The organism is Streptomyces sp. TLI_053, assembly GCF_900105395.1.
Classification (GTDB): domain Bacteria; phylum Actinomycetota; class Actinomycetes; order Streptomycetales; family Streptomycetaceae; genus Kitasatospora.
The window spans coordinates 8,484,377-8,500,797 of the sequence record NZ_LT629775.1; the positions used below are offsets into that span (position 1 = coordinate 8,484,377).

Annotated in this window: 10 protein-coding genes; 2 read left to right on the forward strand and 8 right to left on the reverse strand. The window is 75.5% G+C overall.

The window, feature by feature from the left end; all coding sequences use genetic code 11:
• Positions 1–40: 40 nt before the first annotated feature.
• On the forward strand, positions 41–5,695 hold the full coding sequence (locus tag BLU95_RS35390; protein ID WP_159425126.1) for a non-ribosomal peptide synthetase/MFS transporter: 5,655 nt from the start codon (positions 41–43) through the stop codon (positions 5,693–5,695).
• 115 nt (positions 5,696–5,810) lie between these two features.
• Here the strand turns inward: BLU95_RS35390 and BLU95_RS35395 are convergent, their stop codons facing one another.
• The gene (locus BLU95_RS35395; RefSeq protein WP_093863577.1) at positions 5,811–6,467 is read right to left on the reverse strand and encodes an NADPH-dependent F420 reductase; all 657 of its coding nucleotides are present in this window, start codon (positions 6,465–6,467) and stop codon (positions 5,811–5,813) included.
• 161 nt (positions 6,468–6,628) lie between these two features.
• Between BLU95_RS35395 and BLU95_RS35400 the strand changes: the two genes are divergently transcribed.
• Complete coding sequence (locus BLU95_RS35400) at positions 6,629–8,242, forward strand: outer membrane protein assembly factor BamB family protein (protein WP_093863578.1); 1,614 nt, start codon at positions 6,629–6,631, stop codon at positions 8,240–8,242.
• Positions 8,243–8,349: 107 nt separating this feature from the next.
• Here the strand turns inward: BLU95_RS35400 and BLU95_RS35405 are convergent, their stop codons facing one another.
• From BLU95_RS35405 to BLU95_RS35435, 7 genes are all read right to left on the reverse strand, one after another.
• Positions 8,350–9,714, reverse strand: coding sequence for an aldehyde dehydrogenase family protein (locus BLU95_RS35405; RefSeq protein WP_093863579.1), 1,365 nt, complete (start codon positions 9,712–9,714; stop codon positions 8,350–8,352).
• 135 nt (positions 9,715–9,849) lie between these two features.
• Complete coding sequence (locus BLU95_RS35410) at positions 9,850–11,586, reverse strand: asparagine synthetase B family protein (RefSeq protein ID WP_093863580.1); 1,737 nt, start codon at positions 11,584–11,586, stop codon at positions 9,850–9,852.
• A 136-nt stretch (positions 11,587–11,722) separates the two neighbouring features.
• Positions 11,723–12,298, reverse strand: a complete 576-nt coding sequence (locus tag BLU95_RS35415; RefSeq protein ID WP_093863581.1) for a hypothetical protein — start codon at positions 12,296–12,298, stop codon at positions 11,723–11,725.
• Positions 12,299–12,395: 97 nt separating this feature from the next.
• Positions 12,396–13,268: a hypothetical protein gene (locus BLU95_RS35420; RefSeq protein WP_093863582.1), complete on the reverse strand. Its 873-nt coding sequence runs from the start codon at positions 13,266–13,268 to the stop codon at positions 12,396–12,398.
• A gap of 28 nt (positions 13,269–13,296) precedes the next feature.
• Positions 13,297–14,478: a hypothetical protein gene (locus tag BLU95_RS42660; protein ID WP_093863583.1), complete on the reverse strand. Its 1,182-nt coding sequence runs from the start codon at positions 14,476–14,478 to the stop codon at positions 13,297–13,299.
• Positions 14,475–15,623 carry a hypothetical protein gene (locus BLU95_RS35430; protein WP_093863584.1) on the reverse strand — a complete coding sequence of 383 codons (1,149 nt, stop codon included), beginning with the start codon at positions 15,621–15,623 and terminating at the stop codon, positions 14,475–14,477. Before BLU95_RS35430 ends, BLU95_RS42660 begins: the two co-directional genes overlap by 4 nt.
• A complete protein-coding gene (locus tag BLU95_RS35435; protein WP_093863585.1) occupies positions 15,620–16,291 on the reverse strand; it encodes a cupin domain-containing protein in 672 nt (223 codons plus the stop codon). Before BLU95_RS35435 ends, BLU95_RS35430 begins: the two co-directional genes overlap by 4 nt.
• Positions 16,292–16,421: the final 130 nt, after the last annotated feature.

Sequence of the window (16,421 nt, forward strand, 5' to 3'; positions counted from 1 at the left end):
CGGCCGCCGGCGACACCGGCGCCCTGACGGGGGAGACCGCATGACCGACCACAGCACCACCGGGCCGACCCCGGCCCGGGAACGAGCCCAGGAACAAGCGCAGGAACAAGCCCAGGAACAAGCCCGGGAACGGGCTCAGGAACAAGGTCGGGTTCAGGCCCAGCAGCCGGACCAGGCCGCCCGCCGGCAGGAGCTGCTGCGCCGCCGCCTCGCCAAGGCCAAGGCCGCCAAGGCGGCGGCCGCGGCCGGCGGCGCCGAGCACCGCACCATCACCCCGCGCCCCGAGGGCACGGCGCCCCCGCTGTCCTCGGCCCAGCGCCGGATGTGGTTCCTCGCCCAGTACGAACCGGACAGCGCCGCCTACCACATCCCGCTCGCCCTGCACCTCGACGGCGAACCCGACGAGGCCGCCCTCGCCGCCGCGCTCACCGACGTCCTCACCCGGCACGAGGTGCTCCGCACCGTCTACCCGACCGTCGACGGCGAGGTGAGCCCCGAGCCGAGATCCGCCGACTCCTTCGTCCTCACCGTCGCCGAGGTCCCCGCCGACCGGGTCGACGACCGGCTGGCGGCCGAGGCCCACCGCCCCTTCGACCTGGCCACCGACCTGCCGCTGCGGGCCGCCCTGCTCCGCACCGACGAGGGCGCCGTCCTCAGCCTGGTGCTGCACCACATCGCGGCCGACGGCTGGTCGATCGGCGTCCTGTTCGGCGACCTCGCCACCGCCTACGGCGCCCGTCGCGCCGGGCGGGCCCCGGCCTTCGAGCCGCTGCCCGTCCAGTACGCGGACGTCGCGCACTGGCAGCGGACCGAGCTCGCCGCCGAACTCGACCGGCAGCAGGCCTGGTGGCAGGAGCGCCTGCGCGGCGCCGCCGCCACCGTCACCCTGCCCGCAGACCGGCCCCGGCCGGCCGTCGCCGGAACCGAGGGCGCGCGCTTCACCGAGGCGCTCGGCGAGGAGCGCACCCGCCGGGTCCGCGTCCTCGCCGAACGGACCGGCAGCACCGTCTACATGGTGCTGCTGGCCGCCCTGCAGACCGTGCTCGGCCGGTACACCGGCAGCGAGGACGTCACCGTCGGCACCCCCATCGCCGGGCGCACCCGGAGCGAGACCGAGCCGCTGGTCGGCTGCTTCGTCAACACCCTGGCGATGCGTACCGACCTCTCCGGCGACCCGACGGTCCGCGGACTCCTGGAACGGGTGAAGGACGCCACCCTCGGCGCCTACGGCCACCAGGACCTGCCGTTCGAGCGGCTGATCGACGCGCTCGGGCTGGAGCGCGAACTCGCCCACACCCCGCTGTTCCAGGTCCTGCTGAACGTCCACAACCAGGCCGAGGCCCGCCCCGAGCTGCCCGGCCACACCGTGCGCTGGCGGCCGATCGGCACCGACACCGCCAAGTTCGACCTCTCGGTGGCCGTCGTCGACACCGGCGGCGAACTCGCCGCCGACCTGATCTGGCGCACCGAGCTGTACGACGAGGCCACCGTCCGCCGCTTCCTCGGCCACCTCACCACGACCCTCGACGCGATGGCCGCCGACCCCGACCGCCCGCTCGCCGACCTGCCCCTGCTCACCCCGTCCGAGCAGCGGCAGCTCGCCGAGTGGCACGACGAGGCCCCGCGCGGCTGGGACCTCGGCGGCACCCTGCACGGCCTGGTCGAGGAGCAGGCCCGCCGCACCCCCGACGCGCCCGCCGTGCGCGGCGCCGACGGTGTCCTCGACTACGCCGAACTCGACCGGCGCGCCAACGCGCTGGCCCACCGGCTGCGCGCCGAGGGCGTCGGCCCGGACCGCCCGGTCGGCCTGCTGGTCGAGCGTTCCGCCGCCCTGATCGTCGGCATGCTCGGCATCCTCAAGGCCGGCGGCGCCTACCTGCCGCTCGACCCCGTCTACCCGGACGGGCGGATCAACGCCCTGCTCGACGCGGCCGGCGTCGCGGCCGTCGTCACCACCGAGGACCAGCGCGGACGCCTCACCGGCGGCCACCCCGTGGTCGTCCCGGACGGCACCGGACGGCCCGACGCGCCCGAGGTGGACGTCCGCCCCGAGAACCTCTGCTACCTGCTCTTCACCTCCGGCTCCACCGGGACGCCGAAGGGCGTCGCGGTCGAGCACCGCAACTACCGCAACTACCTGCACGGCCTGCACGAGCGGATCGGCGGCGACCGGACGGGCTGGAACTGGGCCCTGGTCTCCACCTTCGCCGCCGACCTCGGCACCACCAACGTGTTCGGCGCGCTCACCGGCGGCGGCTGCCTGCACCTGCTGACCCGCGACCAGGCCACCGACCCGGAGGCCTTCGCCGCCTACACGGCCGAGCACCGGATCGACGCCGTCAAGCTCGTCCCCAGCCACCTGGAGGGCCTGGCCGCGCACGGCGCCGGCCTCGACGCGATCCTCCCGGCCCGGCTGCTGATCTGCGCCGGCGAGGCGCTGCGGCCCGACCTGGTGGCCCGGATCCGCGCCGCCCGGCCGGACCTGACGCTGCACAACCACTACGGGCCCACCGAGACCACCGTCTCGATGCTCGGCGCGCCCGTGCCCGCCGACCTCGGCGACGCGGTCACGGCACCGCTCGGCCGCCCCTTCGGCAATGTCACCGCCCACCTGCTGGACGCCCGCCGCCGCCCCGTCCCGGTCGGCGTCCCCGGTGAGCTGTACGTCTCCGGCGGCGGCGTCGCCCGCGGCTACCTCGGCCGCGACGACCTCACGGCCGAACGCTTCCTGGAGGTCGACGGACGCCGCTGCTACCGCACCGGTGACCTGGTCCGCCGCCGCCCGGACGGCGCGATCGAGTTCCTCGGCCGGATCGACCACCAGGTCAAGATCCGCGGCTTCCGGGTCGAGATCGGCGAGGTCGAGGCGGAGCTGACGGCCCGCCCCGAGGTCCGCGAGGCCGTGGTGGTCGCCCGTGGCGAGGGCGCCACCGGCTCCCTGGTCGGCTACCTGGTGCCCGCCGACCCGGCCGCCGCGCCCGACCCGGGCGAGCTGCGCGCCGCGCTGCGCACCCGGCTGCCCGACTACATGGTCCCGGCCGCCCTGGTCGTCCTGGACGCCCTGCCGCTGAACGCCAACGGCAAGGTCGACCGGGCCGCCCTGCCCGAGCCGGCCGCCGTCCAGCCCGCCGCCGGCGGCGGCGAGCTCAGCACCGCGACCGAGCACGACGTGGCCGCCGCCTACCGGAAGGTCCTGGCGACCGAGGAGATCGGCGCCGCCGACGACTTCTTCGCGCTCGGCGGCGACTCCTTCTCCGCCGTGCACGCCGTCCGGCTGATCGGCAACGGCCTGTCGGTCATCGACCTGTTCCAGCACCCCACCGTCCGCGAACTCGCCGCGCTGATCGACGCCCGGGCCGGCGGCACCGCCGACGAGGGACCGCGCACCCTGCTGCACAAGCTCACCCGGGGCAACGCGCCGGCCCGGATGAACGTCGTCTGCGTGCCCTACGGCGGCGGCAGCCCGATCACCTTCCAGCCGCTCGCCGACGCGCTGCCGGCCGACCACCGGCTCTACGCCGTCGAGCTGCCCGGCCACGATCCGAGCCGCCCCGACGACGAACTCGCCGAACTCGCCACCCTGGCCGACACCCTGACCGCCCAGGTGCTGGAGCGCATCGACGGCCCGGTGCTGCTCTACGGCCACTGCCTCGGCGGGGCGCTCGCCACCGCGCTCGGCTCCCGGCTGGAGGCGGCCGGCGTCGACCTGCGCGGACTCGCCCTCGGCGGCACCTTCCCCGCCGCCCGGCTGCCCGGCCGCTTCGCCGAGTGGATGGCCCGGCGGATGCCCGGCGACCGGGCGCTGTCCAACCGCGGCTACCTCGACTACCTGCGCGCGATGGGCGGCTTCACCGACGTCTACGACCAGGCCGAACAGGACTTCCTGGTCCGGGCGCTGCGCCACGACGTCCGGCAGGCCGAGGAGTTCTACACCCGGGCCTACGGGGACGAGCGGCCGGCGACGATCGACGCCCCGATCCTCTGCGTGGTCGGCGAGAAGGACCGCGCCACCCTGCTCTACCAGGAGCGGTACACCGAGTGGGAGCACTTCGGCGACACCGTCGACCTCGCGGTCGTCCCGCGCGCCGGGCACTACTTCCTCAAGCACCAGGCCGGTGAACTCGCCCGGGTGCTGGCCGGGTTCGCCGCCACCGGCGCGGTGGCCGACCAGGTCGCCGAGAAGCGCCCGGCCGCCAGGGCCGAACTGGGCACCTTCGCCAAGGTCGCGATCGGCCAGTTCGTGTCGATGATCGGTACCAGCCTCTCCACCTTCGCCCTCGGCGTCTGGGTCTACCAGCAGACCGGCTCCGCCTTCGACTTCGCGATGATCTCGTTCATCGCGGTGCTGCCGGCCGTCCTGCTGCTGCCGATCGCCGGCGCCGTCGCCGACCGGGTCGACCGGCGCAGGATCATGATCGTCACGGACACCGTGGCCGCCGCCGGCATGCTCGGCCTCGGCGTACTGCTCTGGACCGACCTCCTGGAGGTCTGGCACATCTACATCGTGGCCTGCCTGGGCTCCGCCTGCGGAGCCTTCCAACGGCCCGCCTACCTCGCCGCGATCACCCAACTGGTGCCCAAGCGCTACCTCGGCCAGGCCAACGGCCTCGCCCAACTCGGCACCGGCGCGGGCGACATGATGGCCATCCTGGCCGGCGGTGTGCTGGTCTCCCTGGTCGGTCTGCACGGCGTCGTGCTGTTCGACATGGCGACCTTCCTCACCGGGGTCAGCTGCCTGCTGCTGGTCCGCTTCCCGAACGCGATGTTCGACAAGCAGGAGGAGCCGCTCTGGCGGGAGGTCGTCACCGGCTGGCGGTACATCGCGCGGCGGCACAGCCTGGTCGCCATGGTGGTCTTCTTCGTGGTGTTCAACTACCTGTTCGCCGTCGCCACCGTGCTGGTCACCCCGATGGTGCTGGCCAACGGCACGCCCTTCCAGCTCAGCGTCGTCACCGCCCTCGGCGGACTCGGCGCGATGGTCGGCGCCCTGGTGATGGGCCTCTGGGGCGGCACCCGCCGCCGCTCCGTCGGCATGATCGGCTTCACCTCGGTGGTCGGCCTCGCCGCCGTCGTCACCGGAAGCCGCCCCGAGACCGCCCTCACCGCCTGCGGACTCTTCCTGCTCTGGGGATCGATGATGATCCTCAACTCGCACTGGATGTCGCTGATCCAGACCAAGGTCGGGATGGAGCTCCAGGGCCGGGTCCTGGCCACCAACCAGATGCTCGCCATGTCGATGATGCCGCTCGGCTTCCTCACCGCGGGCCCGCTCTCCGACCACGTCTTCGAGCCGCTGATGCGCCCCGGCGGCGCACTCGCCGACTCCGTCGGCCTGGTCATCGGCACCGGACCGGGCCGCGGCGCCGGACTGCTGCTCGTCGTGGTCGGCCTGCTGCTCACGGTCTGGGGCCTGCTCGGCCTCGCCTACCGGCCGCTGCGCCTGCTGGAGGACCTCCTCCCGGACGCGCTGCCGGACGCCGAGATCGGCGACAAGGACGCCATCCAGGCCGAGGCCGACCGGCAGCTCGCCCTCGCCGAGGCCGCCGGCGCCGCCGCCCGGCGCCGCGGAGCCCGGGTCCGGGGCGCCGGGCGGCCGCCGTCCGGCACCGTCCGGGTGTCCGGCCCGGCCGGTACCCCGGAGCCGGTCGAGGACGACCCGGCCGACCGGGTGCACGCCGCCACCGGCCGCCGGTAGCCGTCAGCCGCCCGCCGGTGGCCGTCCGCCACCGGCAGCCGCGCCCGACGACGCGCCCCCGTCCCCCTCGGCAGGGGGGCGGGGGCGCGTCCGTGCCGGCCGCTCGGGCCGGGGGCTACTTCGCGCGCTTGAAGGAGTAGTTGAACTCCGCCGTGCCGAAGGCCCGCATCAGCCGGATCCAGAACGGCATCATCATCTCCATCGCCCGGGCGCCCGTGATGTCGCCCAGGTCGATCACCGACCCCGCCGGCCAGCCGAAGCTGCCCAGCAGCGCCACCGTGCGCGCCTTGGCCCCCTCGTCGTCACCCGCGACGAAGATGTTGTGCTCGCCCTCGAGCCGCGACGGCTCCACCATCACCGGTGCGGTCACCGTGTTGAGCGTCTTCACCACCAGGGCCTGCGGGAACTCCCGCTGGATCCGCTCACCGACACTGTCGGTGTTCACCGGGTCCAGCGTCAGCTCGCCCTCGGCCGAGAAGACCAGCGGGTTGGAGAGGTCGATCAGGAGCTTGCCCGCCAGCCGCTCCGCGCCCGCCGCCCGCAGCGCGTCGAGGGCCACCGTCCCCGGGGTGGCGTTCAGGACGGCCTCGCCGAACTCCGCCGCCTCCGCGAAGGTGCCGTGGTGCCCGGTCGGCCCCGCCTGCTCGGCCCAGGCCACCGCCGCCTCGTTGTCCTTGCTGCGCGACCCCAGGGTCACGTCGTGTCCGAGCGCCACCAGCTTGTCCGCGATCGTCCGCGCGACGTCACCCGTGCCGATGATTCCGTACCGCACCGCTGTTCTCCCCGTTCGTCGTCCGACGCGCCGGGACTTCGACGCGCCGGGACGACGATAGATCAACTGCGGTCCGGTGTCCGGCGAACGCCGCGAACGGGCGCCCGCCGACTGGACCACTTCGGCTGGTGGGCCCGTCCGGTCCGCCGAACCATGGCGCCATGAACCGCACCGCCCCCGGCCCCCGCCCGGCCCGTCGGCTGCCGCGCGCCGCCGCCCTCCTCACCGGCCTCGCCCTGCTCGCCCCGCTCGCCGTCGGCACCGCCCGCGCCGACGTCACCACCATCTCCTTCGGCAACGACCGCACCGCCTGGGACCGCGCCGAACCGCTGCTCGACCCCACCGAGGTCGACCGGTCCGACTTCGGCGTCCGCTTCTCCACCCAGCTCGACGGCCAGGTCTTCGCCCAGCCCCTGGTGATCGGCGACACCGTCGTCGTCGCCACCGAGACCAACCACGTCTACGGCGTCGACGCCAGGAGCGGGAAGATCGTCTGGCACCGGGAGACCGGCCCGGCCTGGGCCTCCGCAGCCATCGGCTGCTCCGACCCCGGCCCCAATGTCGGTACCACCTCCACCCCGGTCTACGACCCCGCCACCGGCACCGTCTACCTCACCAGCAAGGTCGACGACGGCCCCGACGACCACCACCCGCACCACTACGTGCACGCGCTCGACGCCCGCACCGGCGCCGAGCGCAGCGGCTGGCCCGTCACCGTCCAGGGCGAACCGGTGAACGCGCCCGGCAAGCCGTTCAACGCCTACCGCTCGCTCCAGCGCCCCGGACTGCTGCTGCTCGACGGCCGGCTCTACTTCGGCTTCGGATCGCTCTGCGGCATCGGCGACTACATCGGCACGGTGGCCGGCCTCGACACCCGCACCCGCCGGCTCACCCTCTTCTCCACCGTCGCCGGCTCCGACACCCAGCGCGCCTCGGTCTGGATGTCCGGCAGCGGCCTCGTCTCCGACGGCCCCGGCCGGTTCTTCCTCACCACCGCCAACGGACAGGGCGCCGGTGCCTCGCCCGCCCCCGGCCCCGGCAACCGCCCGCCCGGCGGCCTCGGCGAGTCCGTGGTCCGCTTCGCCGTCGACGCGGACGGCGGCTTCGCCCCCGCGGACTTCTTCAGTCCGACCAACAACGCCACCCTCGACAAGAAGGACACCGACCTCGGCTCCGGCGGCCCGGTTGCCCTGCCGTCCGGCTTCGGCACCGCCGCCCACCCCCACCTCCTGGTCCAGGTCGGCAAGGACGGCCGGATCTTCCTGCTCGACCGCGACGACCTCGGCGGCACCGGCCAGGGCCCGAACGGCACCGACAAGGTCGTCGGCCTCACCGGACCCTTCGGCGGCGTGTGGGGCCACCCCGCGGTCTGGGGCGGCGACGGCGGCTACGTCTACACCGTGGAGAACTACGGCAAGCTGCGCGCCCTCAAGTACGGGGTGAGCGCCGCCGGGACCCCGCAGCTGAGCAGCGCAGGCACCAGCGCCGAGGACTTCCTCAAGATGTCCGGCTCACCCGTCGTCACCTCCGACGGCACCCGCACCGGTTCCGCCCTGGTCTGGGTCATCTGGTCCGGCACCGGGAAGTACGGCGAGGGCGGCGAACTGCGGGCGTACGACCCGGTGCCGGTCGGCGGCACGCTCAAGCTGCGCCGCTCCGTCCCGATCGGCACGGTGAGCAAGTTCTCGGTGCCCGCCACCGACAAGGGGCGCATCTACATCGGCACCAAGGACCACCGCCTGGTCGCCCTCGGGCGCCCCGGCGCCTTCGCCTGAGCCCGCTCGGCCGCCGGTTCCGGCGGGCCGCCCGTCCGCGGGCGGCCCGCCGCACCCCACCGACGGCCCAGGCACCATGCCGAGGGCTCAGGAACTCTGCCGGGGGCTCAGGCACCCTCGCGGAGACGGGCGGTCACCGTCTTGGGGCGCTGGTACTCGTGCAGGGCGAGGGTGGACAGGTCGACGCCCTGGCCGGAGGTGCCGCGGCCGCTGTGCGGGAGCTCGGCGCTCTGGGCGAGGTGGCAGTTGATCCAGGTCTCGCCCGCGTCCAGCCGGGCGGTCAGGTCGAGGGCGGTCGACAGATCGGCGGTCCAGACACTGGCGGCGAGGGCCTGCGGCACCCCGTTGGCGAGCGCGAGCGCGGCCTCGACGGTGGGCGCGTGCTGGACGGTCAGCAGCGGCCCGAACACCTCCTCCAGCACCGCCGGGTCGTCGTCCGGCAGGTCGGCGAGCAGCCGGGCGGGACGCCAGAGGCCGTCACCGCGGCCGGGCGCGGGCAGCGAGCGCCCGGCCGCGGAGGCGGCGAGCAGCTTGTCGTACCGGGCGGCTTGGTCGGGGTTGTTGAGCGGGCCGAAGTCCCGGCCCGCCTCACGGGTGCCGAGGGCGGCGGCGAGGGCGGCGACGGTCCGCTCGTAGTTCTCGGTGAGGGTGATCACCCGGGCGGGCGCGGCGCAGCTCTGGCCGGCGTTGTAGGTGCACGCGGCGGCGAGCGCGGACCAGGTGTGGGCGGGAGCGTCGGGCAGGACGAGGACCGGGCTGTTGCCGCCGAGCTCCAGGCTGACCCGGCGGTGGCCGGCCCGGGCGGCGATGTCGGCGCCGGCGGCCGCGCTGCCGGTGAAGGCGATCAGGTCCACGGCGGCGGCGACCAGCAGCCGGCCGCTCTCGCGGTCGCCGGCCAGGGCGGTCAGCACGTCCTCGCCGAGCGCCTCGGCGGCGTGGGCGGCGAGCAGCGCCGCCGAGTCGGGGGTGGTCTCGGCGGGCTTGAGCACCACGGTGTTCCCGGCGGCGAGGGCCGGGGCGCAGCGCCAGGCGGCCATCAGCAGCGGGTAGTTCCACGGGACGACGGCCGCGACCACGCCGACCGGCTCCCAACGCACCCAGCTCTCGTGCCCCGGCAGGTAGCGGCCGGCGGCGGGGGCGGTGCCGGTGCGGGCGGCCCCCGCGTAGAAGCGGAACAGGTCGGCGACCTCGCGGACCTCGGCGGCGGCCTCGGCCTCGGGCTTGCCGGTGCCAGCCTGCTCCAGCACCGCGTACTCGGTGAGGTGCCGCTCGATCAGGTCGGCCAGCGCGTCGAGGCGGCGTTCGCGCTCGCGCGGGGTGAGCGCGCGCCAGCGCGGTCCGGCGGCGCGGGCCCGGGCCACGGTCTCGGCGACCTGCGCGGAGCGTGCCGGGACGAGGGTGCCCCGGGTGTGGCCGGTGCGCGGGTCGATCAGGTGGAGTTCGGGGACGGCGGGAACGGTGGACGGTGCCATGACGGGGCCTCCGGGCCGGGTCGGCGGGAACGGTGGAGCGGGAACGGTGGAGCGGGAAGGGCGGAGCGGGAACGGTGGGGTCGGAAGGGTCGGGCGGGAACGGTGGACGGCTCGGCCAGGGAGGACGACCGGGGGTCAGAGGTCGTAGGCGCGCAGCCAGAGTTCGAGGGTGAGCACCAGCCAGAGCTTCCCGCCCTGGCGCGGCAGCAGGGTGCCCTCCCGGCGCATCCAGGTGCGCACGGTGTCCGGTCGCACCAGGCCGCGTTCGCGCGCGGTGCGCCCGAGCAGCAGCTCGGCGGACAGGTCGCGCAGCGGCCCGTGCAGCCACTGCTGGACCGGGACCCGCATGCCGCTCTTCGGCCGGTCCACGACCGCGCCCGGCAGCAGGTCGCGGACGGCCTCCTTGAGGATCCACTTCTCCACCGTGCCGCGCAGCTTGAGGGTCGGCGGGGTGGCGAAGGCGTGGTCGACGACGTGCCGGTCGAACAGCGGTGAACGGCCCTGCACCCCGCGCGAGGCGGTCAGCCGCTCGACCTTGGTGAGGATGTGGTGGGCGCCCTTGGTCCGCAGGTTGCAGTGCAGCAGCTGGTTGAGCAGCGAGTGCATCGGTCCGGGGGAGAGGTACGGGGCGACGAAGCGGCGCGGCTGCGGTTCGTCGGCCAGCGCGCGCAGGGTCTCGCCGGTGAGCAGCAGCGGCAGGTCCTCGTAGCACTTGCGGTAGGAGCGCAGGTAGGCCTCGGCCCGCACCTCGGGCGCGGGGTCGTCGCGGTGCATCTCGTGGACCAGCATCGGCAGGTTCTTCGGGCCGCCGTAGACCGGGTCGCCGCCCTCGCCGTTGAGCGAGACGGTGATCCCGTCGGCGGCGACGGCCTCGGCGAGCATCAGGTTGGGCACGGTCAGCGGGTCGCCGACCGGGCTGTCGAGCAGGGCGACGGTGTCGGCGAGCCGGGCGGCGACCTCCTCGCCGGAGACGGTGAGGATCCGGTGCCGGGTGCCGCAGTGGTCGGCGACGAGTCCGGAGTACCCCAGCTCGTTGGGCAGCCGGTCGCCGAAGCTGATCGAGTAGGTGTGCACCGGGTGGTCGTGCAGCCGGGCGGCGAGCGCGGTGACCAGCGAGCTGTCGACGCCGCCGGACAGCAGCACGCCGACCGGGCCGCCGGTCGGCAGCCGTCGCGCGGTGGCCCCTTCGAGCAGGGCGCGCAGCTCCCGGGCGTACTCCTCGGCGGGCGGGGCCTCGCCCTCGGGCAGGCGCTCGGCGGGTTCCCAGAACGGCTCCTGGTGGGTTCCGCCGTCGGCGGTGAGCCGCAGCACCCGGCCGGGCAGGGCCTCGCGCACGCCGCGCAGCAGGGTCTCCTCGCCGGGCAGGTAGGCGAAGGTGAGGAAGGAGCGGACGGCGGCCAGATCGAGACCGGTGCCGAGCGCGGGCCAGTGGCGCAGGGCGCGGAGCGAGGTGGACGCGGCCCAGCACCCGTCGGCGCGGGCGTGGAACAGGGTGCGGGTGCCCGCGTGGTCGCGGATCAGGACCAGGTCGGCGCCGTCGACGACGGCGAGCGCGAACATCCCGTCGGCCTGCCGCAGGCCGTCGGTGCCGAGCCGGAGCCACAGCCGGAGCAGCAGTTCGCCGTCGGGCAGGTCCGCGGGGACGGGGGAGCCGGCCGCAGCGAGGGCGGCGAGCAGGACGGGCCGGTTGTGCAGGGTCACCTCGCCGACGGCGGTGCGGCCGTCGACGGTGAACGGGCCGGTGGCGAAGCCGGGTTCGGCGGGGAGGAGGGCGGCCTGGGCGCCGTTCGGCGCGGTGCCGCCGGTGAGTGCGGCGAGGTGGGCGCGGGCCCGGTCGGCGTCGGGGCCGGCGAGGGCGCAGCAGCGGGGCATGGTGGAGCGGTGCCTTTCGTCGGACGGCGGCCCGCGGGTGGTGCGCGGGCGGTCGGCGGGGTGGCCGGGCGGCCGGCGGCTTCCGGCCGGTGAGGGGTCGGGCGGCCGGGCGGCCGGGGGCGCCGGGGGTGGCGGCTCAGCCGAAGTCGTCGCCGTCCCAGCCGTCGTCGGAGTCGCCCCAGTCGCCGAAGTCCTCGGGGGAGCCGTGGTCCCCGTCGTGGCCCCCGGATCCGTCGCCGCCCGCCGATATGTCGACACTCCCGCCGCTGCCGCCGTCACCGCCGGGCGAGGAGGCGGCCTGCTGGCGGGCCTGCTGGCGCAGTTCCTCCTCCTCGGCCTCGGACAGCGCCATGGGCGGCAGCTGGGCGGCGGTGATCGCGGCGACGCCCGCCACCCCGAGGGCGCCGACCACCACCCCGAGCCGTCCGCCGAAGGAGCTGCGGTTGAGGGTGACCAGCCGTCCGTTGCCCCACACGGTGCGGCCGTAGCCGAGGTCGCGACCGTACTCGGCGGTGCCGTCGGCGTAGCGCCGTTTGACCAGGTCTCGGCCGAGCGGCTCGTCGGTGCCGGAGCGGCCGATGCTGTCGTGCCAGTGGATCTGCCGGTCGGTGCCGCGCCGGCGCCACTCGCTGCGGCCGTCCTCGTACCGGCGGTGGACCTGGCCGTCCGCCAGCAGTTCGTCGCGGTAGCCCAGATGGCGTGCGTTGCTCATGGGTGCGGGGTCCTCACAGACTCGGGCAGGTCGGACGGTGGGTACGGGTGGGGCGGTGCCCGTGGGGCGGGCCGGGGCGGAGCGGGGTGGCGCGGGTTCAGGCCGGCCAGCTGAGGAATCCGCTGCCGCGCACGGTGCGGACCCGCCGGTGCAGCGGGGCGCGGCGCGGTCCGGCCGTTCCGCCGCCGCGCAGCCGGCGGATCACGGTGTGCAGCAGCCGGGCCGGCGCGACGGCGGCCAGTTCGATGGTCCGGCCGCTGCCGAGCCAGGCCCGTTCCTCGGGGCGCAGCCCGGCGGGCAGGGCACCCCGGTGGCCGTGCGGGCCGCGCCCGGAGGTCAGGTGCAGGGTGCCGGCGTGCCGGGGCACCAGGCCCATCGAGCGCACCCGCACGCCCGTCGGCCCGGCCTCCGTCGCCTCGGCCGCCGCCGGTCCGGCCGCCGATCCGTACGCGGCCTTCACCTGCTCGAAGCAGGCGAGCCCGGACGGGCTGGCGTCGTGCAGCACGTGCACCACCGCACCACCGGCCCGCTCCAGCGCGCCCACCAGCCGTTCGTCCAGCGGCAGTTCGTCGGCCGGGAGGATCAGGCAGGCGGTCTCCAGGTGCAGGTCGTTGGCGATCAGCATCGCGGTGATCTCCCGGCTCTGGCAGACCAGCAGCCGGGGCAGCCCGTAGTCGTAGAGGTCCGGCTCCTCGGCGGCGGCCGCGCGGGGGCCGGCCGGCCGGGGCGCGGCGGGCGGCAGCAGGCCGGGCAGCTCGTCCCGGCGCGCGGCCAGCGCGGCGGCGAACCGGGCGTACCGCACGGGCGGCGCCAGGGTGTACGGGATCCGGCGCGGCCCGGCGTGCAGCGGCTGCAGCACCCGGCACAGCTCGTAGTAGAGCTGCCGCTCGGTGTACCGCAGCCCGCCGGGCGCCCCGGCCCGGCCGGCGGCGACGGTCAGCGCGCCGTCCAGGAGCGGACGCAGCGTCATGGGTTCCTGCCTTTCGTCGTCCCCGCGCTCACGCGGGGCCCTTGCCGAGGTCCGGGCGGCCGTCCGGCCCGGGGCCGCCGGCGCCCCCGGGCGCGCCGTCCGGCTCGGGTTCGGGCCAGCTCATGAAGCCGACCGCGAGCGCCCGGCGACGGGTCTCCAGCGGGTTCTCCGGCCGTCCCGCCGCCGGGGAGCGAACCGGTCCCGTCCGCGGGGCGGCCGGGTCCCTGGGCGCGGGCGGCGCGGTGATCCGTTCGGCGGCCCGGTCGGCGACGGCCAGCAGCCGCTTCGGGGCCAGTGCGGAGAGCGGGGTCCACCAGCCCTCGGCGAACCACGCCCGCTGGCTGCCGGTCAGCTCCGGCACCGCCCGCTCCAGCCGGACGTACAGCTCCTCCGAGCGGTAGAGGTCGCGCAGCAGCATGTACTTGGTCTGGTCGACCAGCACGGTGCGCACCGACAGCCCGGCGTCCAGCACCCGTGTCCCCGGGCGGGCGGCGCGGGCGTCGGCGGCCAGCAGGTGGCCCTGGGGCGAGGCGTCGTGCAGCACCACCAGCGGGAGTCCGGCCGGGACCTCGCGCAGGTCCCGCACGACGAGCGCGCGGTGCCGTTCGGGGTAGCGGTTGGCGTGCAGGAAGGCGGTGACCGTGCGGTCCGGGCAGAGCAGGACGAAGGCCGGCCGGGCGGGCGGCGGCCCGGGCGGGACCAGTCCGTCGTCCACCAGCCCGGGCGGCAGGGCGCCGTAGACGGTCCGCCACCGGTCCAGCACGGTGGTGCGGAACTCGTCCACGGTCCAGCGGGAGTGGACCGATTCGTCCGGTGCGGGCACGTCCGACAGCATCCACTGGCGGATGCCGGAGCCGATCAGCAGGAGGGCCGGGACCAGGATCCACGGGCCGAACGGGGTGAGGATCGTGGTGAGGGCGATCAGGGTCAGGATCACCCCGGGGACGACCAGCCCGGTCCCGACGGCCTTGTCGCCCCGGAACTTCTGCGGCGGGCGCCCCCGGTGCTGGAGGGAGTGGTTCAGCTGCCCGGCGGTGACGGTCAGCCGGCCCCCGTCGGAGAGTTTCGCGACGGCCTTGCGGATCCGCACGTCGTGCAGCCCGGTGCCGTCCGTCTTGGGGTCGAGTGCGAACTCCTTGCGGCAGTAAGTGCAGCGGCGACCGGTCCGCTGGCGCTGGAGCAGGTCCTTCGAGCAGTGCGGGCAGATCATCGCGGTACCTCCGGCACCGGCCAGCTGAGGAATCCGACACTTCCGTGCAGCGCCCGCTCGGCGGCCCGTTCGGCCATCGTCAGCAGCCGCTTGGGCGGCACCGCCACCAGGGGGCTCCACAACCCGGCGGCGAGCCAGAGGCGTTCCCCCTCGGACAGTCCGGGCAGCCGGGCGAGCAGCTCCGCCAGGGCCGCGCGCTCCCGGTGCCGGTACAGCTGGACGGCCCGGTCCCCGGCCGCCACCGCGGTGCGGGCCGACAGCCCGGCGTCCACCACCGGGACGCCCGGCCTGGCGGTCCTGGCCTCCCGCACCAGCAGCAGGCCCTCCGGGGAGGCGTCGTGCAGCACCACCACGGGCAGGTCCTCCGGAAGCTCCGCCGTCGTGGCGACGAGGACCGCCCGGTAGCGCACGGCGAAGGTGTTGGCGTACAGGAAGGCGGTGACCGTCCGGTCCGGGCAGAGGACCGCGAGCGTCGGCGTCCCGGCCGAGACCGAGGGCCGGACGGCCGCGTCCGCGACCACCCCGTCCGGGAGGCCGCCGTAGACCTCGGCCCAGGGGCTCAGGACCTTGCTCCGGAACTCCGCCTCGGTCCAGTCGGGGCGGTCGGTCAGCGGCGCCGTCCAGGCGTCCTCCTGCCGCCGCAGCAGCTCGCGCCGCAACTGCCACTGGCGCTCGGCCAGTTCCCAGTCGGCCCGGATCCGCTTGCGGCGCAGCAGCCGGACCCCGTCCTTCGCCATCGCCCCGAGCAGGGCCAGCCCGAAGAAGCCGGCCACGGCGGCCAGGATGATCGCGGCCGGCAGCCGGGTGACCAGTAACCAGGCGACGGTGAGCAGCCCGGTGCCCATGCCGAGACAGAAGGCCAGCACGCCGACGCCCTCGAACCGGGGCTCGGCCGGCCGGCCCGGCGGGTCCTTGCGGGGCAGGGGCGACGGCCGCCCGCGCTCGTGGTGCGCCCAGCGGAGCTGCTCGACCGTCAGGACGACCCGGCCGTCGTCGCCCAGCCGCTCGACGGTGCGCCGCAGCCTCAGGTCGTGCAGCCCCCGGGTGTACTTCGGCTCCAGCGCGAACCGCCGCTGACAGCGCCAGCAGGTGCGGCCGGTGCGGATCCTGCCGGGCAGATCGGTCTCGCAGCGCGGGCACTTCATCGGGTGGACTCCTCCAGCGAGGCCGCCAGCCGCCGCAGCCCGGCGGCCAGCCGCTCCCGCCGGCCGACCGTGCCGATCCGCTGCCCGCGCTCCACCGCCCGCAGCGCCTCGGCGAGTTCAGTCTCCGACCGGCGCTCGGCCTCGGCCGCGGTGATCGCGTAGTCCTCGTGGTCGATGCCGTACCCGGTGTTGGCGGCCAGGATGTTGAGCGGTTCGCGGCCCCGGTTGGCGAAGGAGTGCGGCATCAGCTCGGGTATCCGGATCAGCAGCCCCGGTGTCAGCGGCACCTCCACCACCCGGCGCCGCTCGGCGTCGTAGAGGCCGCAGGCGGCGTGGCCGAGGCTGAGCACCAGGTGCTCGCCGCCGTGCGCGTGCGGGGTGAACGCGCTGCGCGGGGCGACGATGCCGAGTTTGTAGGTGGCGTTCGAGGGCCGTTCCGGCGAGGTCTTGGCGTCACCCACCAGGTAGTGGGCGAACTGGCCCTCGTCGATGAACCGCAGCAGTTCCTCGCCGGCCGGCCCGTGCGCGGCCTCCGGTCCCAACTCCCGTGCGCCGTCCCGGTCCGCGAGCAGCACCCGGCCGTCCGGCCGCAGCCGGTAGAGCTCCGCCCCGGCCGGCAGCCGCCCGGCGAGCTTCTCGAGTTCCCGCAGCCCCGATCGTACGGACATCGGCCACCCACCCCCACCTCGACCCTTGCCACGTCACCCCCGGTGACGCGGGGCGTCGCACGGTCGGTTCCCGCCGTCCGGGACCGACGTTCCGGATCTTACGCACCCGGGGTGACAACGCCCAGGGGCG